General features: G+C 50.8%; 23 protein-coding genes. 12 read left to right on the plus strand and 11 right to left on the minus strand.

From position 1 onward, the window contains the following. Nucleotides 1-6 precede the first annotated feature (6 nt). The 6 genes from MP213Fo_RS11030 (at nt 7) to MP213Fo_RS11055 (ending at nt 7,260) form a co-directional block, all read left to right on the plus strand. Nucleotides 7-2,328: a putative bifunctional diguanylate cyclase/phosphodiesterase gene (locus MP213Fo_RS11030; RefSeq protein ID WP_421089056.1), complete on the plus strand. Its 2,322-nt coding sequence runs from the start codon at nt 7-9 to the stop codon at nt 2,326-2,328. 329 nt (nt 2,329-2,657) lie between these two features. Next, a complete protein-coding gene (locus MP213Fo_RS11035) occupies nt 2,658-3,404 on the plus strand; it encodes an N-acyl amino acid synthase FeeM domain-containing protein (RefSeq protein ID WP_421089057.1) in 747 nt (248 codons plus the stop codon). Nucleotides 3,405-3,595: 191 nt separating this feature from the next. Next, nucleotides 3,596-3,814 (plus strand): aa3-type cytochrome c oxidase subunit IV, encoded by a 219-nt coding sequence (locus MP213Fo_RS11040; RefSeq protein ID WP_421089058.1) that lies wholly within the window; start codon nt 3,596-3,598, stop codon nt 3,812-3,814. Nucleotides 3,815-4,149: 335 nt separating this feature from the next. Further along, complete coding sequence (locus MP213Fo_RS11045; RefSeq protein ID WP_421089059.1) at nt 4,150-5,436, plus strand: Re/Si-specific NAD(P)(+) transhydrogenase subunit alpha; 1,287 nt, start codon at nt 4,150-4,152, stop codon at nt 5,434-5,436. Further along, complete coding sequence (locus MP213Fo_RS11050; RefSeq protein ID WP_421089060.1) at nt 5,433-5,849, plus strand: proton-translocating transhydrogenase family protein; 417 nt, start codon at nt 5,433-5,435, stop codon at nt 5,847-5,849. Before MP213Fo_RS11045 ends, MP213Fo_RS11050 begins: the two co-directional genes overlap by 4 nt. A gap of 10 nt (nt 5,850-5,859) precedes the next feature. Then, nucleotides 5,860-7,260, plus strand: a complete 1,401-nt coding sequence (locus tag MP213Fo_RS11055; RefSeq protein WP_421089061.1) for an NAD(P)(+) transhydrogenase (Re/Si-specific) subunit beta — start codon at nt 5,860-5,862, stop codon at nt 7,258-7,260. A 176-nt stretch (nt 7,261-7,436) separates the two neighbouring features. Here MP213Fo_RS11055 and MP213Fo_RS11060 read toward each other — a convergent pair whose 3' ends face one another. Further along, complete coding sequence (locus MP213Fo_RS11060) at nt 7,437-8,756, minus strand: NAD(P)H-dependent oxidoreductase (protein ID WP_421089062.1); 1,320 nt, start codon at nt 8,754-8,756, stop codon at nt 7,437-7,439. 158 nt (nt 8,757-8,914) lie between these two features. On the opposite strand from MP213Fo_RS11060, the gene MP213Fo_RS11065 reads away from it, so the two are divergent. Both MP213Fo_RS11065 and MP213Fo_RS11070 read left to right on the plus strand, forming a co-directional pair. Continuing rightward, nucleotides 8,915-9,586, plus strand: coding sequence for an HAD family hydrolase (locus MP213Fo_RS11065; protein WP_421089063.1), 672 nt, complete (start codon nt 8,915-8,917; stop codon nt 9,584-9,586). Between the two features lie 91 nt (nt 9,587-9,677). Continuing rightward, a complete protein-coding gene (locus MP213Fo_RS11070; RefSeq protein ID WP_421089064.1) occupies nt 9,678-10,157 on the plus strand; it encodes a MaoC family dehydratase in 480 nt (159 codons plus the stop codon). 16 nt (nt 10,158-10,173) lie between these two features. Here the strand turns inward: MP213Fo_RS11070 and MP213Fo_RS11075 are convergent, their stop codons facing one another. From MP213Fo_RS11075 to MP213Fo_RS11095, 5 genes are all read right to left on the minus strand, one after another. Further along, nucleotides 10,174-11,406, minus strand: a complete 1,233-nt coding sequence (locus MP213Fo_RS11075) for an alpha/beta hydrolase (protein WP_421089065.1) — start codon at nt 11,404-11,406, stop codon at nt 10,174-10,176. Nucleotides 11,407-11,487: 81 nt separating this feature from the next. Continuing rightward, complete coding sequence (locus MP213Fo_RS11080) at nt 11,488-12,045, minus strand: sarcosine oxidase subunit gamma (RefSeq protein ID WP_421089066.1); 558 nt, start codon at nt 12,043-12,045, stop codon at nt 11,488-11,490. Beyond that, nucleotides 12,038-15,043 carry a sarcosine oxidase subunit alpha gene (locus MP213Fo_RS11085; protein ID WP_421089067.1) on the minus strand — a complete coding sequence of 1,002 codons (3,006 nt, stop codon included), beginning with the start codon at nt 15,041-15,043 and terminating at the stop codon, nt 12,038-12,040. Before MP213Fo_RS11085 ends, MP213Fo_RS11080 begins: the two co-directional genes overlap by 8 nt. Beyond that, nucleotides 15,040-15,372 carry a sarcosine oxidase subunit delta gene (locus tag MP213Fo_RS11090; RefSeq protein ID WP_421089068.1) on the minus strand — a complete coding sequence of 111 codons (333 nt, stop codon included), beginning with the start codon at nt 15,370-15,372 and terminating at the stop codon, nt 15,040-15,042. Before MP213Fo_RS11090 ends, MP213Fo_RS11085 begins: the two co-directional genes overlap by 4 nt. Nucleotides 15,373-15,387: 15 nt before the next feature. Beyond that, nucleotides 15,388-16,641 carry a sarcosine oxidase subunit beta family protein gene (locus MP213Fo_RS11095; protein WP_421089069.1) on the minus strand — a complete coding sequence of 418 codons (1,254 nt, stop codon included), beginning with the start codon at nt 16,639-16,641 and terminating at the stop codon, nt 15,388-15,390. Between the two features lie 597 nt (nt 16,642-17,238). Here MP213Fo_RS11095 and rpsU point away from each other — a divergent pair. The 3 genes from rpsU to MP213Fo_RS11110 all read left to right on the plus strand — a co-directional run bounded on the left by rpsU (nt 17,239) and on the right by MP213Fo_RS11110 (nt 19,406). Further along, entirely contained in the window at nt 17,239-17,472 is a 234-nt protein-coding gene (gene rpsU, locus MP213Fo_RS11100; RefSeq protein ID WP_105742769.1) for a 30S ribosomal protein S21, read from the plus strand. Nucleotides 17,473-17,900: 428 nt separating this feature from the next. Beyond that, nucleotides 17,901-18,758: a tetratricopeptide repeat protein gene (locus MP213Fo_RS11105; protein WP_421089070.1), complete on the plus strand. Its 858-nt coding sequence runs from the start codon at nt 17,901-17,903 to the stop codon at nt 18,756-18,758. A 237-nt stretch (nt 18,759-18,995) separates the two neighbouring features. Next, complete coding sequence (locus MP213Fo_RS11110) at nt 18,996-19,406, plus strand: VOC family protein (RefSeq protein ID WP_421089071.1); 411 nt, start codon at nt 18,996-18,998, stop codon at nt 19,404-19,406. 219 nt (nt 19,407-19,625) lie between these two features. Here MP213Fo_RS11110 and MP213Fo_RS11115 read toward each other — a convergent pair whose 3' ends face one another. From MP213Fo_RS11115 to pbpC, 5 genes are all read right to left on the minus strand, one after another. Continuing rightward, nucleotides 19,626-20,291 carry a methionine ABC transporter permease gene (locus tag MP213Fo_RS11115; RefSeq protein WP_421091116.1) on the minus strand — a complete coding sequence of 222 codons (666 nt, stop codon included), beginning with the start codon at nt 20,289-20,291 and terminating at the stop codon, nt 19,626-19,628. Then, on the minus strand, nt 20,272-21,366 hold the full coding sequence (locus MP213Fo_RS11120; RefSeq protein WP_421091117.1) for a methionine ABC transporter ATP-binding protein: 1,095 nt from the start codon (nt 21,364-21,366) through the stop codon (nt 20,272-20,274). The genes MP213Fo_RS11115 and MP213Fo_RS11120 overlap by 20 nt, the downstream gene beginning before the upstream one ends. Nucleotides 21,367-21,500: 134 nt before the next feature. Next, entirely contained in the window at nt 21,501-21,806 is a 306-nt protein-coding gene (locus tag MP213Fo_RS11125) for a hypothetical protein (RefSeq protein ID WP_421089072.1), read from the minus strand. Nucleotides 21,807-21,829: 23 nt separating this feature from the next. Continuing rightward, nucleotides 21,830-22,681, minus strand: coding sequence for a MetQ/NlpA family ABC transporter substrate-binding protein (locus tag MP213Fo_RS11130; protein ID WP_421089073.1), 852 nt, complete (start codon nt 22,679-22,681; stop codon nt 21,830-21,832). Nucleotides 22,682-23,017: 336 nt separating this feature from the next. Next, entirely contained in the window at nt 23,018-25,117 is a 2,100-nt protein-coding gene (gene pbpC, locus MP213Fo_RS11135; RefSeq protein ID WP_421091118.1) for a penicillin-binding protein 1C, read from the minus strand. Between the two features lie 138 nt (nt 25,118-25,255). On the opposite strand from pbpC, the gene MP213Fo_RS11140 reads away from it, so the two are divergent. Then, nucleotides 25,256-26,155, plus strand: a complete 900-nt coding sequence (locus MP213Fo_RS11140; RefSeq protein WP_421089074.1) for a LysR family transcriptional regulator — start codon at nt 25,256-25,258, stop codon at nt 26,153-26,155. The last annotated feature ends 42 nt before the right edge of the window (nt 26,156-26,197 follow it).

The raw sequence follows: 26,197 nt of genomic DNA on the forward strand, positions 1-26,197 counted from the left end.
AAACAAATGACATGGTTATTCAAGACCAATATTCCGGTAGATGTTCGCCTGTCATTTGTCAGGGCGCTCTATGGTAACAGGGCGACTTTATGGTTCGGCCTTGCTGCCCATGTACTGGCTTGTCTGGTTATTTATTTCAAAATAAATGACAATGCATTTTTGATGTTTGCGGGTTTGTTCACTTTGGTAACCAGCCTGCGTATGTATGATATGCATATGTTTGATAAAGCTGATCTCAGTCGCCTGACCCATGAAAAGGTCAACCGCTGGGAGATGCATTATCTGATCGGCGCTTGTGCGATTTGTCTGCTGCTGGGTTTGCTGTGCTTTTACAGCACCTATGTCATTGCTGACCCTTTTGCAGAACTTGCCAGCCTGTCGGTTTTGCTGGCCTCGGTTGTTTCTATCGTCGGGCGCAATTATGCTTCACGCAATGCTGTTGTGATGATGTCGGTCTGCGCGCTGGTGCCGGTTTTAGTCGGCTTCGTGATGGTCAACAGCATTTTCCACGTTACAATCGGCGTATTACTGGTGCCGTATTTTCTCAGCAATATTCAAATGGCCAATGGCTTGCGGCAATCACTGTTTGCTGCGGTGATGAATGAGCGCCGGTTAAGCACTGTTGTGAGCCGCTTTGATACTGCGCTCAACAATATGCCGCAGGGGCTGGTGATGCTGGACGGGCGATCTATGATCGCTGTGGTGAATAAGCAAGTTCGCGAAATGCTTAATATTTCGCAGAATATCAGTCTGCTCAACCGCTCCTTTGATGTTGTTTTACGCTATTGCAGCAAGCATGGTCTTTTTCCGCGCAGCGAACTTGAAAATGTGCGGATGCGTATTGAGGACCTTCTTGAAGGCCGGCGTCAGCGTGATGTTTTTCAGTTTGGTAGCAGCCGCTATATTGAAGTGATGTGTAATCAGCGCCGCGAAGAAGGTGCAGTGTTGATTTTTGATGATGTGACCGGGCGGATTGAGGCCGAAGCACAAATCCAGCATATGGCGCGTTATGACGGCCTGACAGGTTTGCCAAACCGGTTTTATTTTGAGGCAATGGTTCGTTCGCTGCTCGTGAATAGCGAACCTGATGTGCTAGTGGCATTGGCGGTGATTGATCTCAATCATTTCAAGCACGTGAACGACACTTATGGTCATCATGCCGGTGATGAATTGTTGCGCCAGTTTGCTGAACGGCTGGGCGGTCTTGATAAGCAGCGTTTTGTTGCATCACGCTTTGGTGGCGATGAATTTGTGCTGTTCATTAAAGATATTGATGATTGTAACGGTCTCAGCACGATCATGAATGAGATCATTAGCTATCTTTGTGGGGTTTATGAATTATCCACGCAACAAATGTATCTCGATATTAGCGCTGGTGTGGCACTTGATACTGCAAAGAGTGTTGATCTGCGCGAGTTGCATGTGAAGGCTGATCTTGCTCTGTATGAAGCAAAAGGCAATGAGCATGAACGCTGGGTTGCATTTGTTGAAGCAATGGACACCAAATATCGCAGCAGGCAAAAGCTGAAAAGCGATCTGCGTGAGGCGATTAGTGCAGGCAGTCTGACCGTCGCCTATCAGCCGATTGTTAGCCTGAATTCAATGCGGATTGTGTCTGTTGAAGCTTTGTCGCGGTGGGAGCATCCGGAGCTTGGTTCAATCGGGCCTGCTGAGTATATTCCGCTTGCCGAAGAAATGGGCATTGTGACAGAGCTGACCCGTTTTATGCTGCGCCGCGCTTGCCAGGATTGCAGCCAGTGGGGGCACAGGATTGGCGTTTCAGTCAATCTCTCTGCCATAGATCTGAAAAATGCCGGTATTATCGAGATGGTGGTTGATGCATTGCAGCAGGCGAAGCTGCCATCCTATCTGCTTGAAGTTGAGGTTACAGAAAGTGCGATTATCAGTGATCGGCTTAAAACATGTGAAATGCTGCAGAAGCTTAAAAATTCCGGCATTAATATTGCGTTGGATGATTTCGGTACCGGCTATTCAAGCCTCAGCTATCTGAACACGCTGCCTTTGACCAAGGTGAAAATCGACCGTTCGTTTGTCCGCGATATTGTAACAGATCGCCGTGCTTTCATGTTGTTGCGTGGTGTTACCCAGCTTTCACACGAGCTCGGATTTGGGGTGACAATTGAAGGTGTCGAGACTGAAGATCAATTGAACCTGATCCGCAGTACCGGTGGCGCAGACCTGGTTCAGGGCTTTTTGCTCGGAGAGCCTTTAAGCGCCGATGAGATTAGTGCTCAATTGCTGCATTCATTAACGGTGACGCCCGGAACCAGCAAAATTACCACGACAGATAATGATGCTCTGATTTAAGTAAATGTAATAGATGAGCTAGTTTATACCGGTTTGACATTTGTGCCGGTATGAATAGCTGCAAAATCAGAAATATCTATGAGATTTGACAAAAATTTTCTTTTGGAGGCGCTAGGACTCTTGCTTTTTACTGTGCATACAGAGAAATGGTGAACAAGATTTAGTGTTTCATCAAACCGCTCTATTTGGCAATGAATGCTCTGGATCATTCAAGTGGTTGTATTATCATAATCATAGATTGATTGGGTGTCATGTTGATCAGACATTATGCTGGTCCGGTTTGATTGTGAAATCTCTAGTGCTGAATTTATGGCAGCGGGCGATAATTTATGACGGTCTCACAAGCGGTAGCGCAAGCACCAGCCATTTCCAACTTTGCCCGGCATATGCTGGAGTTTCTTGATCGCGTGGAATATCGCCGCGTGATTCATGCCGAAGATCTGGAAGAGATCGGCAGGCTGCGTTATCGCTCTTATATGACACGCAATGTGATGGATGATAATCTGCTTGGCACGATTATTGATGAGGTTGACCACGACCATCAAGCCTATGTCTACGGCATGTATATTGACGGCATGCTGGTGAGTACATTGCGGGTGCATCATATCACGGCAGATCACAGGATTGGTACGAGTGCCAATCTTTTTCCGGATATTCTGGGCCCGATGCTGGATGATAATATGAGTTTTGTGGACCCAACCCGCTTTGCAGCCGAGCCGGTCTATCTCAGTGAGTTTCCAGCAATTCCCTATCTTACATTACGAATCGCGGCGATGGCATCGGAGCATTTCGATGCCAATTTTTGTCTGGCGGCGGTTAAGCCTGAACATATGGCGTTTTATAAGCGGATTTTCGGTTCTAAAATGCTGGCAGATCCACGTGATCATGAAGGCTATGGCATTCAGGTCGGGCTTGGTGCGGCGGCAGTCAGCTCCATTCGTGACGCAGTTGCGGTGCGGTTTCCGTTTTTTAAATCCCAGCCCCATGAGCGGCGCAATATGTTTGCGGATACGCGTCTTGGCAATATACCGCTGACAATTATGCCAACGGCCAAATATACCGGCCTTGGCGCATAGCAATGATTGCAGGATGCATTGCAACAGCTGTTGCAGAAGCCCGTTGCAACAGATTGTCGCAACAGTTGTTTATAACGGATGCTTGCTAATCAGGGGCTAACCGTGTCAATTGGGCATCTCTGTGCTAAGCTTTTGCACGAGATTAAAAAGATTATCCGTCAGGGATTTATCTTGAGGGAGGGAGAGATCAAATGGCAGAAATTCAGCACAGCCCGGCAGAACTGGGTGCGAAAATGGATTATCCGGAGCATGAGCGCACGTATCAGGGTTTTACCTGGCTGGTGAAGTGGGGCACGATTGTGCTTTGCGCTTTGATGGCAGCGATGGCGTTTGCTTTCTTCGTGGCAGGCTGGTTCTCAGGCGTTGTTCTGTTTGCGCTGATTATGGCTGCGGCAGTTTTTCTCGGTTAAGCCGGGCTTTGGTCTGTTTAAAGATTCGACCTGAAAACAGGTCTGCTTTTCAGCATTGATGATTTTATGATTTATACCGCCGTTATGGCGGTATAATTTTATGTATTTATAGCTATTTCAGCCGTGATCAGCATCATTTTGCATTTTTTCGATCATCTCAGTGATATTTTGCATAATTATGTGTTGCAGCCTGAGTGTTCCGTGATTTACTGCGGCCGTTAAAAGGCTGGGTGGGATATATGCGGTTAACACATTTCAAGCCTGTGATTATTGGTGTTTTGTAAAAATCCACGCGGGTTGCACAAAATCTTTGGGTATCGAAAGAGAGGGTAGTTTTGTCTCAGGTAATATTTATTCCCGTTGAGACCGATCCGAATGAAACACGGGTGGCGGCCTCGCCGGAAACCGTGAAAAAACTGATCAGTTACGGATTTCAGATTGTTGTTGAGAGCGGCGCAGGTCTTGCCTCGCGCATTACTGATCAGGCATTTAAAGATGCCGGAGCAGTGATTGGTAAAACAGCAGATATTAAAACCGCAGATATTATTCTCAAATTGCGTCGCCCATCCGCAACCGGGCTTAAAAACTACAAATCCAGCGCAGTTCTGATTGCAATGCTTGACCCCTATGGTCACGAGCAGGATGTGGCAGCGATGGCGCAAGCAGGGCTCAGTGCCTTTACAATGGAATTTATGCCGCGCATTACCCGTGCGCAGGTGATGGATGTGTTGTCCTCTCAGGCCAATCTTGCCGGTTATCAGGCGGTGATTGATGCGACTGCTGAATATGACCGCGCTATGCCGATGATGATGACTGCTGCCGGCACGGTGCCTGCAGCCCGTGTTTTTGTTATGGGGGCAGGTGTTGCCGGTTTGCAGGCGATTGCGACAGCGCGCCGTCTGGGGGCCGTTGTAACCGCCACAGATGTGCGCCCTGCAGCCAAAGAGCAGGTGGCATCTCTGGGCGCAAAATTTGTGGCTGTGGAAGATGAAGAGTTTAAAGCGGCCGAAACTGCTGGTGGTTATGCCAAGGAAATGTCGAAAGAATATCAGGCCAAGCAAGCGGCACTGGTTGCAGAGCACATTGCCAAGCAGGATATTGTGATTACCACGGCGCTTATTCCGGGGCGTGCGGCACCACGTCTCGTCAGCGCTGCAATGGTAGCGAGTATGAAGCCCGGATCAGTTCTCGTCGACCTTGCGGTTGAACGCGGCGGCAATGTGGAAGGCGCTGTTGCCGGACAGATTGTTGAGAAAGATGGAGTTAGAATTATCGGGCATATGAATATGGCCGGTCGTATTGCTGCTTCAGCCTCACAGCTTTATGCGCGCAACCTGTTCGCGTTTATCGAGACATTAATTGATAAAGACAGCAAGCAACTCACCATCAATCCTGATGATGAATTGGTGAAAGCAACGCTGCTTACCCATGGTGGTGCGATTGTGCATCCGGCTTTTTCCGCTGTTGAGGTGGTGCAAAAACCTGCTCCGGTTAAAAAGCCGCCGGCAAAAAAAGCTGCGGTTAAAAAAGTTGGTTCTCAAGAATCAGGCGCGAAGAACACGGCCGCTAAAAAGCCGGCTGAAGCTTCTGCTGAAGCGAAAAGTAAAAGAGGTGACGCATGAGCACGGATTCTTTGCAGCAGGCTCTGAACGGCCTCGATAATGCGGTTGAAAACCTGCGTCAGGTCACGGAAAGCCTGACCGGCTCAGACAGTATCAGCACGGCAGTGCATGTGGCGAGCGGCGGCTTGATTGATCCTTTTGTGTTTCAGCTCGCAATCTTCGTGCTGGCGATTTTTGTCGGTTATTACGTGGTCTGGTCCGTAACGCCTGCCTTACACACACCGCTCATGGCGGTAACCAATGCGATCTCTTCGGTGATCGTTGTCGGTGCTTTGCTGGCTGTTGGCCTGTCGCTTTCCGGCTGGGCAACCGGTTTCGGATTTATTGCGCTGGTTTTAGCAAGTGTAAATATATTTGGCGGCTTTCTGGTAACCCAGCGCATGCTTGCCATGTACAAGAAAAAAGACAAGTGAGGGCTGAATCATGAGCGTTAATCTGGCGGCCTTTCTCTATCTTGTTTCCGGCGTGCTGTTTATTCTGGCATTGCGCGGACTATCCCATCCGACAACCAGCCGGCAGGGTAACTTCTACGGTATGCTCGGCATGGGGATTGCCATTGTTACCACGCTGGTGCTGGCACAGCCGTCACTTGGCGGTCTTGGGCTGATTGTGCTGGGTCTGGCGATTGGTGGCGGTATCGGTGCTGTTGTTGCCAAGCGCATTGCTATGACAGCGATGCCGCAGCTGGTGGCTTTTTTCCACTCGCTGGTTGGTCTTGCTGCGGTGATGGTTGCAGCTGCTGCACTGTATTCGCCGCATTCTTTTGGCATCGGCGAGGTCGGGTCAATTCATGCGCAGGCTTTGGTTGAAATGTCTTTCGGCGTGGCGATTGGTGCGATTACATTTACGGGTTCAATCATTGCCTATCTGAAGCTCGACGGGCGGATGTCCGGCAGGCCGATCATGCTACCATCGCGCCATATCATCAATGCAACGCTGGCAATAGCGATTGTGGTGCTGGTTATTGCGCTTGCTATGACCGAAAGCTATGCAATTTTCTGGGCAATCGTTGTGCTGTCGCTGCTGTTTGGTGTGCTGATCATTATTCCGATCGGTGGCGCGGATATGCCGGTGGTGGTATCAATGCTCAACTCCTATTCCGGTTGGGCTGCGGCGGGTATCGGTTTTACGCTCGGCAACTTAGCGCTGATTATCACCGGTGCGCTGGTTGGTTCTTCCGGCGCTATCCTGTCTTATATTATGTGTAAAGGCATGAACCGCTCGTTCATTTCGGTTATTCTCGGTGGTTTTGGTGGCGACACATCCGGTGGTGGTGCTGCGGGTGAAGTGGAGCAGCGTCCGGTTAAGCAGGGCTCTGCAGATGACGCGGCGTTCATCATGAAAAACGCTGCTAAGGTTATTATCGTGCCGGGTTACGGTATGGCCGTTGCACAGGCGCAGCATGCTTTGCGTGAAATGGCGGATAAGCTGAAAGCAGAGGGCGTTGAGGTTAAATATGCCATTCATCCGGTAGCAGGGCGTATGCCGGGCCATATGAATGTGCTGCTGGCTGAAGCCAATGTACCCTATGATGAAGTGTTCGAGCTGGATGATATTAATTCTGAATTCTCGCAGGCTGATGTGGCCTTTGTAATCGGTGCCAATGATGTGACTAATCCGGCTGCAAAAACCGATCCGCAATCTCCGATCTTTGGTATGCCTATTCTGGACGTGGATAAGGCCGGAACGGTGCTGTTTATCAAGCGCGGTATGGGCTCTGGCTATGCAGGTGTGGAGAATGAATTGTTCTTCCGTGACAACACGATGATGCTTTTTGCTGATGCGAAGAAGATGGTTGAAAATATCGTCAAAGCGCTCGATTAATCGCGTGTTTTGAGAAGAGAACAGAAAAAGGCGGCATTGGTGTCGCCTTTTTTATTGTTATTTATTAAGTAGTTAATGTCTGTTTTCGTCCGGCTCTACAGGTAAGTGGCCAATTTAGTGCGGGCAAACAAATGCTTGTAACAAGAATTTGAGAAAGAGATTCTGAACCATTAAAATCAGCTGCCATATACTAATTTATCTTGGCGCGCACGCAGCTCCGCAAGGCGTGAACCGGCAGGCAGCGCCACATTATCATAGGTGATCAGCGCGCCTTTTTTGATAGGCTTCAGCACTTTGGCGCCTGTTAGCATGCCGCAAGGAATAGCCTTGGCACTGCGTGCTTCTCCGGCTGTCATGATCCATGCGCGGTAGCAATATTCACCAATCGCATCCAGCGTCTCGCCGGCTTGCATATCTTTTTTGGCAAGTGCTGCCACTTCGGCGGTTGGCTTTGCCAAAGGCACCATGTCGGCTTTGCCATAAAGCACTACGCGGGCACAGGTCAGCGGTACTTCTAATGAGGTCAGATGATAGGGGCGGTGGAAGGTGAAATAGGGGCCTTTACCCATTTTCAGGTCTTCCATACGCTCGGAAATCCGCGGATGAGACATATCCGCAACCACAAATACGCCCGGCGCCACACCTTTGCCGATGGTATAATCAACTACACCGACACGCGACAGCAAACCACCGTCTTTTTCAGGAATTAGCGTTGAGGCCAGCTGATCCAGAGTTGCAGCCGGGCCATGCATACCGGCTTTGTCCGGCACCAGACCGGTGGCATTGGCAATCGCTGCCATTTCCACCATGGTTTTTGAACCATCCACAAACTCTACCAACAGGCGTACATTCATGTTCCGGCGCTGGGCTTCTTCCATATAATTATCAGGAATAGCATCAATATTGAGCGGATTGTTTTTGCCTTTACCGGCGGCAACAATCGGGTGCCCCATTGCTGATACAAATTCGATCAGCTCCATACAGGCTGACGGCTCATCACCGGCACCCAGTGAATAGGTAACACCAAGGCGATCGGCTTCACTTTTTAAATAAGCACCGATTGTCACATCAGCTTCAACATTCATCATTACGAGGTGCTTACCGTGCTCCATAGCACGCAGGCCGATTTCTGCCCCAACGGCAGGAATACCGGTTGCATCAATAACCACATCGATCAGTTCATTATTGAGTATGAGGTCAGCATTATCCGTGACGGCAATTTTATGTGCTTCTATCGCAAGGCTCAGTTCAGAGCCGGATTTTACTTCACGGGCATGGCCTTGTTCACCATAAGCAATCTCCGAGGCTTTTAAGCCACGTTGCGGGTTGGTTTCAGAAATGGCACCAATCTCAATGCCTGGCATATGGGCAACACGGGTAACAATATCCGTGCCCATCTCACCGCAGCCGATCAGACCAATGCGAATAGGCTTGCCGGTATCTGCCCGTGCTTGCATGTCACGCGCTAAACCGGTCAGTGCTACATTGGTTGCCATGGTCAGCCACTCCGTCTTTATTGTTTTTCGGGATAAGACCCGCTTGATAATAAACAATTATTGCAGATAGTTTCGAATTACAATCTTTCTAAGTCCGCAACACTGCGGCAAAATTTAAACCCGCATAAAAGCGGGAAAGTGAAGCAGGAGTATACAGAGTGCCGGATAGCGTAAAAAAACCAGTCTGGGATCTCGTGATCTTTGATTGCGATGGTGTGTTGGTTGACAGCGAGCCGCTGTCGGCATTGGCGTTTCATAATGTTTATGCCCGTAATGCTATGCCTATTCCGGATGGCACGGTTGCCAAAGGAGTTGGCATGAAACAGGCAGATATTATCCGCCTGATCGGTGACCTGACCGGGCATTATCTGCCGGATGCGGCACAGGATGAACTTTGGCCGGAAACGCATAAAGTTTTTGCCGAATTGCTGGAGCCTGTTGCCGGTATTGCCGGTGTGCTGCAACGCCTGACGGCCAAGCGCTGTGTGGCCTCATCCTCTTCACCGGAGCGTATTGCTTTCAGCTTGCAAAAAACCGGCCTGATTGATGCTTTCGATGGCGCACTTTATTCATCAAGCATGGTCAAAAACGGTAAGCCTGCGCCGGATTTGTTTTTGTTTGCTGCTGAAAAATTTGGTGCTGATCCGGCACGCTGCGTGGTGTTTGAAGATTCGCCTTTTGGCGTTGAAGGGGCGGTGGCAGCGGGTATGACTGCGATCGGTTATACCGGTGGCGGACATACTTATGCCGGGCATGCAGAAAAGCTTTTGGAAAAGGGAGCCAAAGCAGTTTATAGCGATTGGCAGCAGATAGAGAATGATATTCTCTGAAATTTAAAAACCACCAGCCTCATACTATAGCTGCATTTTATCGGCATCTTTGAGGTTGTGGATAACAAGACTGATAAAGGTGTTTACTGCCATGAAAGATGCAATCACTCTGGATCAGCTGCGTGCAGCAATCGGCACGGAAATAGGTTGCTCGCAATGGCGCGTGGTGACACAGGACATGATCAACCAGTTTGCTGATGCAACGGATGATCATCAGTTTATTCATGTTGATCCGGAGCGTGCCGCTAAAGAAACGCCTTTCGGCGGCACTATTGCTCATGGATTTCTAACGATTTCATTGTTGTCGACACTGGCTTTTGAAGCTTTGCCGATGCTTGAAGGCGCAACAATGGGTATTAATTACGGATTTGACAGTGTGCGGTTTATGTCACCGGTTAAAACCGGAACCCGTGTACGTGCCCGCTTCAAGCTTGCCGATGCTGATATCCGTCCGTCGGGCAGAGTGGTCAATCATTACGACGTGACACTTGAGGTTGAAGGTCTGGTTAAACCGGCGTTGACAGCACGATGGCTGACAATTGCGGTTGTTCCGCCAAAAACAGACGATTGATATAAAAAGCCGCCACTCAGGCGGCTTTTTTAATGCAGATCTTTTCAACCGGTGCAGGCTGATCAGGCCAATCCGTCAATAGTTCTTTCAGGCTGAAAGGGCCGTGCAGAAACATGCCGATATCATAAGCATTTTTCTTTTGGCTGCCTGAAATAAACAGTAAGTGCATTTTGAAGAAATTACCCTTTGCCTGTTTGTAGCGGGCGGGGGAATGAATATGCTTGAACCGGATATGGGTGATGAGCGGGGGATTGTTCGTTTGGATTTTTAACGCACGGGCAGGCTCAGAATTATAAAAATGTATAATGTCGGTCAGTGCCTGAAACTCCGCCCAAAAAACGGGGCTGTCATTGAGCAAAACCCGCACATCTTCCCGCAGGTTTTTAGCACGCGGATGCAGCGCAATCATCAGCAGGCAAGAACCTGCCGCCAACAGCGAGACCGGCTGTTTGCGGATCAGTTCAGGCTCGGTGCGCCAGACCTGCGCCAGTGCTTCAATCGCCGGCACTGTGCCAAGGCTGTGCCCCATAATAATCACTTCATCAGCAGTGCTATGACGCAGTTTATCTGCCAGCATTGTTGCAAAATCTTGCGTGCGCTGGTTCAGCTTTGGATTTTTGCCGTAAATACGATCATAGGCCGCCGACCAGTCATCCAGCAGATAAGAGATGAAAAACCGCTGGTCGAGTGCACGGATAAGCGCATAATTCATGCCGAGTGCCACTGGCAAAGACCATAGTATATGCAGTGGCGCAAAGCCTGCTAGCACAGGTGCTGCGGTAAGACCGAGCGTTAACCCCAGCAAAGCCAGCATCATCAGAAACGGCCACATGAAAAACAGCACAAAGCGCCAGCTGGTGCGCAGATAGCGCCACAATGTTCCGGTGCACAAAATATTGATAAAGGCTCTGCTGCCTGTGAATAACCGCGCAGGCAGGGAGCGGGCTGCATAATCGTCAAAAATATCGGCGCTGCCAAACTGGCAGAACTCTGTCTGCGTGTGCCAATTTTCAGCGGAAGTCTGCACTTGCATCTCGGCGCTGCCATTCTGCGCGCCGGATACTGGCAAGCCGAGCCCAGATGTTAAACCTGACCCAGATGTTAAACCCGACATTGGCGATGATGTGGTTTTGGTGTGCCACAGCTTGTCGAAATCACTCATGATTTTACGATGGCGGATGCGCACTGCTTTGGGATGTAGTCCCTCATAGCCGGTAAAATTGACAATGAGGCGTGTTTTAATGGTCATGAATTTTATCTGCTGAAATGAAAATAGCGCGGGAAATGCTCCCGCGCTAGATAAAGTGGAATTATGACGCTTTTACGTGCTTTATATTGCAGCGTCCAGAGCACCTTCGCTCAGCAGTGCAAAAACATATTCAGCAAAAGAGCGCCAGCATTCCATACGGAACTCTGTTTCTGACAGGCGCCAGATGACCACTTCAGCTTTACCGAACACTGTGCGTGAGGCTGCGCCAACAGGAAAAACGTCCAGCGACAAATCCTGCGGGCAGGCCGCATTGATGGTGCGAGCCGCCCCGTCGCCCGAGATGATCAGACCGATATTGCGGTGTGATACATCGGTTGCCGCATGCAATGTCTCAACACCACGCAAATCTTCAAACGGTGATTTGCCGCTTGTATCGATCACCAGCCATTCATCAGGCCCCAGCCAAAGAGCAGAACGCTGCCCCTTGGTAGCGCTGTGTTTTGGCTCTTGCGGCAAGTTAACGCCGAGTGCTTTTGACAATGCTGCCACACCATCGGGACGTGCCCGCAAAGAAATACGCTCTGCCGGCTCTGCGGTAACAATATGCACAGAGCCGTTGCCATAGCGGCGGTTGCCCAGAACTGTGACGCGCTGCGCGTTGATATCGGAATTAGACATGCAGGCGTTCTCCCTTTTCGTCGATAAAGACGGGACCCGTTACTTCAACTTCAATCACACGGTCTGCCATGGGGACAAACAGGGTTTGGCCATGCAGGTTGAAGCCGTTATGCACAACTGCCATCGCTATTGAGCGGCCAAGATTGGATGACCAGTAAGACGAGGTCACATGTCCGAGCATTTTCATCGGCTTCGGCTGGTTCGGATCGGCCACAATCTGTGCGCCTTCATCCAGCACGGTGTTCGGATTTTTCGTCAAAAGACCAACCAGCTGTTTGCGGCCTTCTGCTACCAGATCAGGACGACGCATGCCGCGAATACCGACAAAGTCAGTTTTCTTCTTTGAAACCGCCCAGCCCACCGCCGCATCATGCGGAGTTTGCGTGCCGTCAGTGTCCTGGCCGATAATGATATAGCCTTTTTCAGCGCGCAAAACGTGCATGCTTTCGGTGCCATAAAGACAGGCACCCATGCTTTTGGCACGTTCCCAGACTTTCTCCATCACCGACTGACCGTAATCGGCAGGCACGTTGATTTCAAAGCCCAGCTCACCGGTAAAGGACATGCGGAAAAGCCGAGTCGGTACACCGCAGAACTGACCTTCCGCCACACTCATATGCGGAAAGGCTTCGTTGGAAATATCAATATCTTCAACAAACGGGGCAATGATCTCACGGGCTTTTGGCCCCTGTACAGCAATGACTGCCCATTGTTCCGAGCTTGAGGTCAGCCAGACATTGAGATGCGGAAACTCGGTTTGCAGATAGTCTTCCATATGGTTGAGAACACGCGGTGCACCGCCGGTTGTGGTCGTCACGTGAAAGCGGTCATGCGCCATACGGCCAACCACACCATCATCCATCACAAAACCGTCTTCGCCGGTCATAATACCATAACGGCAGCGGCCCGGTTTCAGTGTATCCCACGCATTGGTATACATCAGATTGAGGAATTCAGCCGCATCTGGGCCCACAACCTCAATTTTACCAAGGGTGGAGGCATCGAAAAGGCCGCCGATTTCACGCACAGTCTTACATTCGCGGTTTACCGCATCATGCATGGTTTCACCGGCCTGCGGATAATACCAGGCGCGTTTCCAATTGCCGACATCTTCATAAACCGCACCATTATTCAGCTCAAACTGATGCATGGCGGTTTGGCGTGCCGGATCAAACAGATTACCGCGTGACGAGTTGATGATGGTGCCAAAAGTGACCGGCGTATAAGGCTGACGGAAAGTGGTCAGACCCACTTGCGGGATTGGCTTGTTGAGCGCCTCCGATGCAATGGCCAGACCATGCATATTCGACATTTTACCCTGATCGGATGCCATGCCATTGGTGGTGAAGCGCTTGATATGCTCAATCGAATGCATACCTTCACGCACAGCTGCGCGGATATCTTTGGCGCAGACATCATGCTGGAAATCGATAAACGCCTTCACATTGGCATCGGGCCCTGCACCAGCTGTGGCGCCGACCATGCCGCCGGTCCAGCTGAATGCTGTGGTGCCGGTGATTGTAGATGCCTTAGCGGTTTTACCGCTGGTTTCCAGACCGGCTTTTATGCCCGCTGCCATTGCTTCATCAATAGTGGTCTGCAGATCATCTGTACCGTTACAGGCACCGATGCTGATCGATGGTTGTGCATTCACATCCGGCAGAAAGCGCTGATTGGTATCGTCAAAACGCAGCTTGCCGCGTGATTGTGAAAACAGATGCACGGATGGTGTCCAGCCGGATGATGTGATCAACGCATCAATCGTGTATTTGCGGCCTGATTTGGCACCATTTTGGGCAACCGTCATGGATTTAACGCGCAGCTTGCCGCCCACAGTGAGCACGCAATGATTGGTCAGAACCTGAATATTCAGGCGCTGTGCTTCCGCCAGCACCGCATCGCCCGGATGCGCGCGGGCATCCACAATCACCGGAATATCAATGCCGGCTTTTTTCAGATCAAAAGCCGCTTCATAGGCACTGTCATGAGCGGTGAAGACACCGACATGCGAGCCGACTGCCACGCCGAAATGATTGAGATAGGTGCGGGCTGCAGAGGCCAGCATCACGCCCGGACGATCATTATTGGCAAACACCATATGGCGCTCAATCGAGCCATTAGCGAGAATGACGCGCTTGGCGCGCACCTGCCACAGTTTTTCACGCGGGGCGTCTTTTTCCGGCAGGGCAACATGGTCTGTCACGCGTTCGGCAAGGGCGATGAAGTTGTGGTTGTAATAGCCAAAAGCAGTAGTGCGGGTGAGCAGGCGCACATTGGGCATGGCAGCCAGTTCAGCGGCAGCGATTTGCGCCCATACAAAGCCGTCTTGTCCGTTGATCTGTGTGCCTGCTTCATGATGCAAGGCACCGCCGACCTCCGGCTGTTCGTCACACAGGATAATTTTTGCGCCGGTTCTGGCCGCAGCCAAGGCGGCGCTCAAACCTGCAATGCCCGCACCGACGATCAGCACATCGCAATGCTCAAAGCGCCCCGCATAGCGGTCAGGGTCGGGCTCAGTTGGTGTTACGCCAAGACCTGCGGCGCGGCGGATGATCGGCTCGTAGAGCTTCTCCCATGCCTTTTTAGGCCACATAAAGGTCTTGTAGTAGAAACCTGCGCCAAAGAATGGCGAAAACAGGTCGTTGACCACGCCGATATCATAGGAGAGGGACGGCCAGCGGTTTTGCGACTGTGCATGCATGCCGTCGAAAACTTCCTGTACGGTTGCGCGCACATTCGGCTGACGATGGGCTTTGTCGCGTGAAATATCGAGCAGCGCATTCGGCTCTTCAGGACCTGCAGATAAAAATCCGCGCGGACGGTGATATTTGAATGAGCGCCCGATCAGGTGAATATCATGGGCCAGCAGCGCTGAGGCGACCGTATCACCTGCCAGTGCAGTATAAGTTTTGCCATCAAAGGTGAAACGTGCGGTTTTGGCAGGTGTCAGGCGGCCTTTACCGGCAATACGTTTGGAGGCGTTGTGTGAGCTACTCATTTGCCTGCCTCGCGTGTTGGGTCAGATTGTTTGGCTTGTTGCATCATGGTTTGCAGATCCGGCTTTGGCTCGCCGGCTTTATAGGTCAGGTGGATGCGGTCGCTGATAGTATCGCGCACAGCATTGAAGAAACGGCCGCAGCCGTGAATATGCCGCCAGCGTTCAAAAATCAGACCTTTGGGATTATCGCGCCAATAGAGAAACTCAACGAATTCTTCGTCAGACAGTTCTGTAATATTGGTTGGGCGGTCAATATGGGCGTCGTGGGCGTTGCGGAACTCCAGTTCCGAACGGTCTTCACCGCAATAAGGACAATGGATCAAAAGCATTACGATACTATCCTTTTAATGCGCTACAGCGGCGGCGGCGGCTTCATCAATCAGGCGGCCGGTACGGAAACGATCAAGCGTGAAGCCGGCAGCAAGCTGATGCGGTTCACCTCTGGCAATAAGGTGAGCAAACAGATGCGCCGAACCCGGAGTAGCCTTAAAGCCGCCGGTGCCCCAGCCTGCATTAACGAACAGGTTCTGAACCGGAGTTTTGCTCTGGATCGGTGCGCGGTCGACCGTGTTATCGGTGACACCGCCCCACTGACGCATCATCTTGACGCGGCGGAACATCGGGAACAGTTCACAAATCGCATCCAGCGTATGGGTGATGATCTGCAAGCCGCCGGTCTGGGAATATGAATTATACTGGTCGGTGCCGGCGCCGATAACAAACTCGCCCTTATCGGATTGCGAGATATAGGCATGTACGGCATTGGACATAACTACACATGGAATAATCGGTTTCATCGGCTCGGATACCAGAGCCTGCAGTGGCGAGCTTTGCAGCGGCACACGCACATCAGCCATATTCATGATCACGGATGAATGGCCGGAGGCCGAAACGCCGATTTTTTTAGCGCCGATAAAGCCGCGGCTGGTTTCCACGCCGCTGACACTGCCGTCGGGATGACGGCGAATGCCGGTGACTTCGCAATTCTGAATAATATGTACACCGCGGTCAGAGGCGGCACGGGCATAGCCCCACGCCACCGCATCATGGCGGGCAACACCGGCACGGCGCTGCAAAGCGGCACCATTGATCGGGTAACGGGAGTTTTGTGAAATATTGAGTGGCGGACAGAAAGCTTTGGCCTGTTCCGGCGTCAGCCATTCATTATCGACGCCATAAAGACGGTTGGCATTAATGTGACGGCTGAAAGATTGCTTGTCGCTGATATTATGTGACAGCATCAACACGCCACGCGGCGAGAACATGATATTGTAGTTCAGCTCCTGCGACAGGCCTTCCCACATTTTGAGCGAATGCTCGAAAATGTTCATGCTCTCATCATAGAGATAGTTGGAGCGGATAATGGTGGTGTTACGGCCGGTATTACCGCCGCCGATCCAGCCTTTTTCCAGTACAGCAATATTGGTAATGCCGTGTTCTTTGGCCAGATAATAGGCCGCACCAAGACCATGGCCGCCGCCGCCGATGATGATCACATCATACTCAGAGCGTGGCTCCGGTGAGGCCCATTGCGGGCCCCAGCCTTTATTGCCGCGCATAGCTTCGCGGGCGACTGCAAATACTGAAAACTTACGCATAATATCCCCTTTTTTGGGAGCGGAAGACCCTTGTCCGCCTAAGTGATTTATAGGTAAACCATATGGCGACACCGACTTTGCCATTTTACGACGGGATGTGGCGCTTAGCGCGGTTTTATTTGCTGTGAACTGGACTGAAATGCTAAAATTTCTGCTTTTCCGGACAGAATAATGGGTGTCCGAAAAGACTCAGCTGCGGATACAACAGGATGCAAGGCAGACAGGCACAGAATCTCTGCCAGAAAGTATAAAAATAACGCTGAGAATCTCTTGTAAAATGCGAGGAAATTGCCATTATATAAACAGTGACTTACCCCGCAGTTTCTAAGATCCGGACTGAAAAACGTGGTTTTTGTGGTTAAAACTGTAATAATAGGGGTGATAAGGCCTGATTGGCAGCGCTGATACGGATTGTGTGTGGACAATTACGCCAGAGACTGCTAAATGGCACTCGAATTTGCATCGGAAGGCCGTTGCGAGGTCTTGAGATTTTCAGCCAAACGACGGCTCCTTAACGGAACTGCCAGACTGTTATTTCTTCTTGGCTCACCGGTGCCTCCAGGCTCAACGAAAAATCTAACCGAAACGGGATTACACGTGCAGGTACTCGTCCGCGATAACAATGTTGATCAGGCTCTCCGCGCTCTTAAGAAAAAGATGCAGCGTGAAGGTATTTTCCGCGAAATGAAAATGCGCGGCCATTATGAAAAGCCGTCCGAAAAGCGCGCTCGCGAAAAGGCAGAAGCCGTTCGTCGCGCCCGTAAGCTGGCTCGTAAGCGCGCCCAGCGTGAAGGTCTTGTAGCTGGTGGTCGCGTAGCGCCTGCTCGTTAATCAGATCTTTGGTCAAATATGCTGATTTGCTAACGCATGATCTAACGGTCATGCGTTTTGCTTTGGAAAAACATATATTACAGTGCCGCTTTACGGTGGCTTGTAAAACATAGTGTTGTTTTAGAACGGTTTTTTATTTTTTGTTGAAGCAAGAAAACCGCTCTATCTGTTTGTTTAAACGCAGTTTCGGACGGAAAACCGGTTCCCACTTTTCCTGAAACTGCTCTAACGCAATATAAAAGCACTTATGTAAAGTTTGACTGATCAGCTATATATGCATTGCTGAAAAATAGATTTAAGGTGGGGTGAGGATTCACTGCCGCCTTTTCCTGTATCGGCTGTAGTAAGTCTGCGTGTCACATTAAATTTGTGCAGTATTCCCGCTTTGTAACCGAGTGCCGGTGATGCTGTGTTCAGGGAGTTAGGGAATGGTATCTTTGCAAGCCGGAACAATAGCCTTGCGTGGTCAGCGCCATTTCCTGCGTAAAGGCTTTTTAGCGGGTGCTGCTTGCGCAGTGCTGGCGCTTGCCGGCTGCCAGAGCACATCCAACTCTATTTTGACGCCTCTTGATCTGGCGCAGGGCACCAGCGAGAATATCGGCTCGCTTACTGCTGTGATCCAGAGTAACCCGCGCAATCCAGAGAGCTATAATGTGCGTGGCTCTGCCTATGGCAAGGCAGGCCGCTATCGTGAAGCGATGAAGGATTTTGATACCGCGATCCAGCTCGACCCGAATTATTATCAGGCCTATGCCAATCGTGCATTGATCCAGCGCTACATGAAAAATGATGCGGCAGCGGTGCAGGATTATAGCCGCGCTATCCAGATCAATCCGCAATATGATGCTGCTTATATTGGCCGCGGTAATGTCTATCGCCAGGCGGGGCGTATGGATGAGGCGCTGATGGATTTTAACCGCGCTATCCAGCTCGATACGACAGACGGGCGCGCCTATCATAATCGCGGTTTGATTTATCAGGCACGCGGTCAGCACAAATTGGCGATTGAAGATTTCTCGGCGGCGATCTCTCTGCAATCCAGTGCACCGGAGCCATATAATGGTCGTGGTATTTCTTATGCTGCTCTTGGTGATTATGACAATGCATTTGATGATTTCAACGCTGCTATCGGTCTTAATGACAATGTTGCCGAGAGCTGGGCAAATCAGGCACTGGTTTATGAGCATCGTGGTGACAAGAAGCGTGCGGCTGCCTCCTATGCCCGCGCTGTGCAGCTTGACCCTCAGTATAAGCCTGCCAAAGACGGTTTGAGCCGCACACGCTAGAGCGGAAAACGTTCAGGTTGGATCGAAGCGCTCGCTCTAGGTTTTAGCTTTTTCGCATTGTTAAACCTATCAAGTTGATTCAACTTGATAGCGAAATGCTCTAACGCGGCTTGTCTTGAACTTTCCGGAATGACTGAGAGCTGTGGAGGATTATTTCGCAGCTCTTTTTATTAAGTGTAGATTGTAATCTTATGGTTTCAGCTTGATTGCAAAATACTGTCACCTATATTGCTGAATATGTCTCTATTTGATCATATCGGTTTTGAGAGCCGGAATATTCCGGCATCCTATCACTTTTACTCCAGCAGTATGATGCCGCTGGAGTTGCGGGTGTTGAAAACGGCTGAAAACCTGTTTTTTGTTAGCGGTAATGCCCGTAGTCCTTTGCCGTTTTTGCGCGTTAGTGCGGTGCAGAGCCAACCGGGTGTGACGCAGGGTTTTCAATCCGGACAGCATTTACACTTGAAATTCAGCGCTAAAACTCATGCGCAGGTTGAGGCTTTTTATCTTGCAGCTTTACAGGCTGGCGGGCGTGATAGTGGTGCTCCATCCTATCAGGGGCCAAAAGAAATGGGCTATTTTGCAGCGCTGGTGTTTGATCCGGATGGCAATACTGTCGAGGTTGGTGTGCATGAGCGCCAGCCATAAGCGCTTTCTAGAGCGGGTAACGTGCAGGTTGGATCGCAGCGCTCGCTCTAGATTTTAGCTTTTTTGCATTGTCATATCGATCAAGTTGATTCAATTTGATGGTGAAATGCTCTAGACAAATAAGATGCTGTGAATAACAGATAGCAAAAAGGCCGGTTGAACCGGCCTTTTCTTTGTTTACACGCATTGTCATACCTATCAACTTGATGGTGAAATGCTCTAGCGTTTTACAATCCGCTTATCCACTTTTTGCACCAACCGGTCACCAATCCATTGGATAAGGCACACAATTACGATCAGAACAGCCACAACTGCGGCCATGATCGGATAGTTAAAGCGCTGATAGCCATAGCGGATAGCGAGATCGCCCAAGCCACCGGCGCCAATAGCGCCGGCCATTGCCGATGCGCCGATCAGTGTTACGATTGTTACCGTAAAGCCTGCAATCAGTCCCGGCATTGATTCAGGGATCAAAACTTCGCGGATTATTGTCCAGCGGTTAGCGCCCATTGAGCGGGCGGCCTCAATCAGACCATGGTCAACCTCGCGCAGCGAGACTTCGGCCATGCGGGCATAATAAGGTATGGCCGCAATTGAAAGCGGTACAATGGATGCCCATGTGCCGAGCGCGGTGCCGATTAGAAAGCGTGTGAACGGGATCAGCGCTACCAGCAGAATAATAAACGGTACCGAGCGGAATGCATTGACGATTGCGCCGACAACACGATTGACTACGAGGTTCTGCATCAGGCCATTACGGTCTGTGAGTACCAGCAGCAGCCCAAGTGGCAGGCCGAAGACCAATGTGAAGAGGCTGGAGAAGCCGGTCATGATCAGGGTTTCGCCCAGGGAGCGCCAAAGCAGATCAAGCATTGCGGGTGTCAGGAACTGAGACATAGCCTGCGACCTCCGTTTCATCACAAATTGTATTAAGGAAAGCAACCGCCTGCTGCAGGGCAGCTGGGTTTTGTGCCGGTACACTCAGAAAAAGCGTGCCAACCGGTTCATTCTGCACCGTATCAATGCCGCCATGAATGATGCGGGCATTGAGGCCGCAAGCTTGCGCCAGATCGGTGATCACCGGGCGGCGTGCAGCATTACCGGAAATGCGGATGCGCAGTATTGCTTCATCCTGTGCGCAAGCTTCTGTCTTTAACTGGCTGGCAATGCTTTCCGGCAAAGCGGGGGTCAGCATTTTGACAAGGCTTTTTGTGGTCTCAGCCTGCGGGCGGGCAAAAACCTCCCATACCGGGCCTTGTTCGGCAATCTGGCCGTGATCAAGCACAATCACACGGTCTGCAATACGGCGGATTACATCCATTTCATGGGTGATCAGCAAAATCGTCAGGCCGAGCTTTTGGTTGATATCTTTCAACAAAGCCAGAATAGATTGCGTGGTTTCCGGATCGAGCGCTGAGGTTGCCTCATCGGAGAGCAGCAGGCTTGGTTTTGCGGCCAAAGCGCGGGCAATACCAACACGCTGTTTTTGACCGCCGGAGAGCTGTGCCGGATAATGGCCTGCGCGGTCTGAAAGACCAACCAGCTCAAGCAGTTCTGCGGTTATTTTTACACGCTCTGTGCGGGCTATGCCGGCAATTTTTAACGGCATGGCAATATTCTGCGCCACGGTTTTGGCCGACATCAGATTAAAGTGCTGGAAAATCATACCAATACGGCGGCGTACCGGCTGCAGCTGGCTCTCAGACAGGCCGGTGATTTCCTGAGCTTCAATGATAACCGAACCACTATCAGGGCGTTCAAGGCCGTTGAGGCAGCGTATCAGGGTGGATTTACCCGCACCACTGCGCCCGATAATGCCAAGAATTTCGCCGCGATTAACCGAGAGTGAAATATCATTGACAGCCGGAGTGTCTCCGAACATCCGTTTGATATTCGAGAGGCGCACAACCTCATCAACTGCTTTGGGGGCAGAAGCAGATGTGGGGTCGTTCTTTATTATTGTTTTTGGAGCTGAAATATTCACGTTGTCCTTAAGGGCAGCTTTTTTCCTCAATCAGGAAAACTGCCCTGTTCCTTTGTTTTGGAGCAGCTTGGGCAAGCTGATCCAGCTCTTTGGTATAAAATCAATTATAATTAGAGCGTTTTTACTTTTCTTTTAAGCAAGAAAGCCGCTCTATCTGTTTGTTCAAACATAGTTTCGGACGGAAAACCGGTTCCTGCTTTTCCTGAAACTACTCTAATAACCGCAAAACGGTCCGGAATAATCCGAACCGTCATGTGATGCAGTTTAAAGCATGATGCTAAAAACAATTCAGTTCTTGCGCTCAGGCCTTTCGGTGAGGCCTGTAAGAGCCAGAGCGGGTAACGGTCAAGTTTGATCGCAGCGCTCGCTCTAGATTTTAGAGTTTTCGCATTGTCATAGCTATCAAGTTGATTCAACTTGATAGTGAAATGCTCTAGATTTATTCCCAGGCAGGAATACCAGTGCCTTTATAAGCGCGATCCAGCTCTGCTTTAACCGGCTCGTTGTGGAAGGCTGCGATCAGCGGCTTTACCCATGCGGCATCCTTGTCTTCAGTGCGGATAGCAATGAAGTTACGGTAAGGATTGTTTTCTTTACTTTCCCAGCCGATGGCGTCCTTTACCGGATCAAGACCGGATTTTGCTGCCCAGTTATTATTGACAACCGCAGCATCAAGATCATCGATAGAAAGACCGACAACACCGGCATCCAGCTCTTTGATTTCAAGTTTTTTAGGGTTTTCAATAATATCAATCGGGGTTGCAAGAATGCCCGCATCCGGATTGAGCTTGATCAGACCTTTGTCCTGCAGAACGCGCAAGGCACGGCCTTCATTGGTCGGGTCATTCGGAACACCAACAATGGCGCCGTCTTTCAGGTCTTCAAGCTTAGTAACCTTGCGGGAATAGATGCCAATTGGCCACAAAGCAGTATAACCGGCTACCGAAATTTTATAGCCGTGCTGTTTGATTTGTTCATCCAGATAAGGTTCGTGCTGAAATGCGTTGGCGTTAATTTCTTTGCGTTCCAGTGCTTCATTTGGCTGGGTGTAATCATTGAAAATAACGGTATCGATTTTCAGGCCTTCTTTGGCGGCCTGTTCGGCAACAACTTTCCAGACATCTTCGTCTTCGCCGCCCATGATGCCAACCTTAATGGTCAGATCTTCAGCCTGCGCAGACAGAGGAGCTGCAAAGGCAACGCTCATGGCAACAGCGGAAAGCAGCATCATTTTCATGCCGGTGCGACGCGAAATTAAAGGTTTGACGCTGGCGATATCTAACAACGACATTGCTGTTTTCCTTTTAAGTTAAGACAGTAAGCGCGGCTTGCGCTCGCTAATTTTTATCACGAAGCCTTGCCTGAAGGTTGTTTGCAGACTGCTGTTTGCCTTCTTGCAGATCGTGTGATGCTATTCTTCACAAAATATGGCCTCATAACAAGGAAGTTTATTCTACTAAGAATTTTTTATTGGAATTATTTTACGTAATTTTGTATTTTAACGAATAAAACTATCGCAGATAAATATATGTTTATATTTAGTATTGTGCGTATGGTGATTTGAATTAGGTCGAGCGGAATCGAATAGAGTTTCCAATTCATCGTGTTTAAGGGATGGATTTTCTACTCAGTCGATAAAAATCCGGACGCTGGCAGCGCGTCCTGAGGCATCAATCACGGTGAGCGTTGAGTAACCGGCGCCATCGGGCTGCCACAAGCCGGAACGTTTGCGCGAGGCTTTATCCAAAGGCTTGCCATTGGCCAGCCAGATAAACGGTGCGCGGCCACCCTGCATTTTTAAAACCAGCGGTGCTATGCTGCCATCCGGCTGATTGCTCAGTTCAACCCGCGCCCCTTCAGGCGGATAGAGGATTTGCGGCGGAGATTCTTTTACTGAGGTGCTGACAAGTGTTGAGAGATAGGGTGTGAAACGCCGTAATGAAACCGGCAATTGCGATTGTGGCAAACGCATTGTTCCGGTTGGCGCCGGTGCCAGCGGCGTAAAACCCACGCCGGATTTTGAAAAGGCTTCAAAGAGAATGGGGGCAGCTGAACCATAGCCGCTCAACCCCGGCACCGCTCCGTTATCGGCACGCCCGACCCAGACGCCAAGCACATAACGTCCATCAAAGCCGACAGACCATGCATCGCGATAGCCATAGCTGGTACCGGTTTTATAAGCGAGACCGCGTTGCAAGCTGCCAAGCGGCGGTTTAACGCCGGCCAGCACATCGGCCACCTGCCATGCGGCTGCGGGTTGCAGCAGCGGCTCACCGCTCAAAACCGCTGTACCGTCTATGATGCGGCCGTCAACGCCATCAGAAATAATAACCGGCCTGCCGCGATTGGACAAAGCGGTATAGAGCTGCACTAGGTCTTTAAGGCTGATACCCAAACCGCCAAGGCCGATCGCCAGTCCCGGTGTTTCACCCGGCGGCAAGGTGGTTTTCACCTCCGCACGGCGCATCCTCACCATCAGCCTTGTGGCACCCACGCTGTCGAGCAAACGCACGGATGGCACATTGAGTGAGAGTTGCAATGCCTCGCGTACAGTGACATCGCCTTGATAGCTCATGTCAAAATTACGCGGTCGATAGCCGGAAAAATTGGTTGGCCGGTCTTCAATAATGGTCTCTTGCATCACCAGCCCGTCTTCAAAGGCAAGGCCGAAGATGAAGGGTTTGAGTGCGGAGCCGGGCGAGCGCTGCACATTGGTCATATCAATCCAGCCCGAACGGCTTGAATCAAAATAATTGGATGAGCCGACCTCGCCGATAATCTCGCCGCTCACAGCATCGGCCATCACCATGGCGACAGAGATTTTAGGTCCGAGCCGCGTGGCTGAATCTTGTGCGACGGTTTCCAGTGCCTGCTGCACCGAGCGTTTGAGCGTGACCTGATGCAGATTTGCAGCTGGGTCTTTGCGCAAGGCCGCCTCGCTGACATGGGCTGCTAGCGCAGGCATTGCGATACGCCGCGTTGGTACAGGAAGATGGGCAGCACGGTCGGCCTCGTCTTTACCGATCATCGAGACAACGGAAAGGCGGTTTAAAACACGGTCACGGGCTGCGCGGGCATTGTCGGGGTAGCGGTCGGGACGGCGGCGTTCCGGTAATTGTGGCAGGGCAATCAACAGCGCCGCTTCCGATGTGGTGAGCCTGCGTGGTTCCTTGCCAAAATAGCTCAGGCTTGCAGCCCGCACTCCTTCCAGATTGCCGCCAAATGGCGCAAGGGTGAGATAGGCATCCAGAATTTGTTGTTTATTCAGGCGGCGTTCAATTTGTATGGCGCGTACCATCTGCCGCAATTTGGCAAATAAAGAGCGACCGGAGCGTGGCTCGATCAAACGTGCCACCTGCATAGACAGTGTGGAGCCACCGGAAATGATGCGGCCATGGGTGATAAATTGTAGTGCAGCACGCCCCATAGCATGCGGGTCAATGCCTGAATGTTCGCGAAACCGCTGATCCTCATAGGCAATCAGCATTTCAATAAATTGCGGGTCAACATCTTGCGCTGTGGTCGTTAAACGCCAATGGCCGGAGGGTACCGCAAATGCCCGCAGCAGATTGCCGTCGCGGTCGAGCACTTGTTTTGAAGTGATCTGCGCCTTTTCAAGTGGCGGTGGAAACGCTTTATCAAACAGTTCGAAGCCAATCCAGACACTGATACCGGTAGCCAGAATAACCGCCATGCTGACGGATGCAAACAGGCCGGTGCGGCGCAAGGTTTTTTTGAAACGGGACGGTTTTGCGGCGGACAACGGATACTCACGGGTTCAAAACAGACAGCTCTATAAGATTTATTTTGTTATTATGGCATGCTGTGATGCTGACGACGAGGGGGAATTGAGGGAAGGTGCGAGATGATTGATAAGCTGGAATATTTTATTGCGCTGGCAAGTGAGCAGCATTTTGGCCGTGCGGCTGAAGATTGCGGTATTACACAGCCAACACTTTCTGCCGGTATCAAACAGCTTGAGGATATGCTGGGCGTAATGCTGGTTGTGCGCGGTTCACGCTTTCAGGGGCTGACGCCTGAAGGCCAGCGGGTACTGGAATGGGCACGCAGAATTGTGGGGGATGCGCGGACCATGAAAGAGGAGATGCGGGCGGCACGCTTTGGTGTCGGCGGACATATCCGCATTGCGGTTATTCCCACAGCCTTGGCTATGGTGTCTGAACTGACCACGCCGTTTAGTGAAAAACATCCCAATGTTACTTTTTCAATAATCGCCCGTACCTCTGCCGAGGTACTCAACGAGCTCAATAACTTCGAAATTGATGCGGGTATTACCTATCTTGAAAATGAACCGCTGGGCCGGGTCACTGCAGTGCCGATCTATCGTGAGAGTTATCAGCTGATTACCTCTGCCGGCAGCAAGTTCTCAGATCGTGAGGAGGTGACATGGGCCGAGGTGGGTACGCTGCCGCTGTGCCTGTTGACACAAGACATGCAGAACCGCCGCATTATCAATAAGCATTTGCAGGATGCTGGTGTGAGCGCCAATCCGACATTGGAATCCGATTCAATGAGCGTTCTGTTTTTCCATATCCGTACTGGCAAATGGGCGAGCATTATGCCGCTTAATCTGGCGCGTATTCTAAGCTTTAGCGAACCGAACCGCGCTATTCCGATTGTGGCACCGCATGTGACGCATCAGGTCGGCTTGATTGCCGCTGAAAGATTGCCGCATACACCGTTGATCGCAGCCTTGTTACATGAGGCTAAACTACTCGCAGGCACTATGCTGAATGAGGCTTGATAGAGATTGCCTATCGATCAACGGTTTTCGCCGCTTGATATT

Source organism: Pseudochrobactrum mosebachae, from assembly GCF_048914685.1.
Classification (GTDB): domain Bacteria; phylum Pseudomonadota; class Alphaproteobacteria; order Rhizobiales; family Rhizobiaceae; genus Pseudochrobactrum.

What these genes read in the sequence shown, in the direction of transcription:
- MP213Fo_RS11035 (WP_421089057.1), top strand. Translation starts at nt 2,658, where the DNA reads ATGACGGTCTCACAAGCGGTAGCGCAAGCACCAGCCATTTCCAACTTT.
- MP213Fo_RS11050 (WP_421089060.1), top strand. Translation starts at nt 5,433, where the DNA reads ATGAGCACGGATTCTTTGCAGCAGGCTCTGAACGGCCTCGATAATGCG.
- MP213Fo_RS11030 (WP_421089056.1), top strand. Translation starts at nt 7, where the DNA reads ATGACATGGTTATTCAAGACCAATATTCCGGTAGATGTTCGCCTGTCA.
- MP213Fo_RS11105 (WP_421089070.1), top strand. Translation starts at nt 17,901, where the DNA reads ATGGTATCTTTGCAAGCCGGAACAATAGCCTTGCGTGGTCAGCGCCAT.
- MP213Fo_RS11130 (WP_421089073.1), bottom strand. Translation starts at nt 22,681, where the DNA reads ATGTCGTTGTTAGATATCGCCAGCGTCAAACCTTTAATTTCGCGTCGC.
- MP213Fo_RS11080 (WP_421089066.1), bottom strand. Translation starts at nt 12,045, where the DNA reads ATGTCTAATTCCGATATCAACGCGCAGCGCGTCACAGTTCTGGGCAAC.
- MP213Fo_RS11110 (WP_421089071.1), top strand. Translation starts at nt 18,996, where the DNA reads ATGTCTCTATTTGATCATATCGGTTTTGAGAGCCGGAATATTCCGGCA.
- MP213Fo_RS11085 (WP_421089067.1), bottom strand. Translation starts at nt 15,043, where the DNA reads ATGAGTAGCTCACACAACGCCTCCAAACGTATTGCCGGTAAAGGCCGC.
- MP213Fo_RS11055 (WP_421089061.1), top strand. Translation starts at nt 5,860, where the DNA reads ATGAGCGTTAATCTGGCGGCCTTTCTCTATCTTGTTTCCGGCGTGCTG.
- MP213Fo_RS11070 (WP_421089064.1), top strand. Translation starts at nt 9,678, where the DNA reads ATGAAAGATGCAATCACTCTGGATCAGCTGCGTGCAGCAATCGGCACG.
- MP213Fo_RS11140 (WP_421089074.1), top strand. Translation starts at nt 25,256, where the DNA reads ATGATTGATAAGCTGGAATATTTTATTGCGCTGGCAAGTGAGCAGCAT.
- MP213Fo_RS11090 (WP_421089068.1), bottom strand. Translation starts at nt 15,372, where the DNA reads ATGCTTTTGATCCATTGTCCTTATTGCGGTGAAGACCGTTCGGAACTG.
- MP213Fo_RS11040 (WP_421089058.1), top strand. Translation starts at nt 3,596, where the DNA reads ATGGCAGAAATTCAGCACAGCCCGGCAGAACTGGGTGCGAAAATGGAT.
- MP213Fo_RS11060 (WP_421089062.1), bottom strand. Translation starts at nt 8,756, where the DNA reads ATGGCAACCAATGTAGCACTGACCGGTTTAGCGCGTGACATGCAAGCA.
- MP213Fo_RS11075 (WP_421089065.1), bottom strand. Translation starts at nt 11,406, where the DNA reads ATGACCATTAAAACACGCCTCATTGTCAATTTTACCGGCTATGAGGGA.
- MP213Fo_RS11095 (WP_421089069.1), bottom strand. Translation starts at nt 16,641, where the DNA reads ATGCGTAAGTTTTCAGTATTTGCAGTCGCCCGCGAAGCTATGCGCGGC.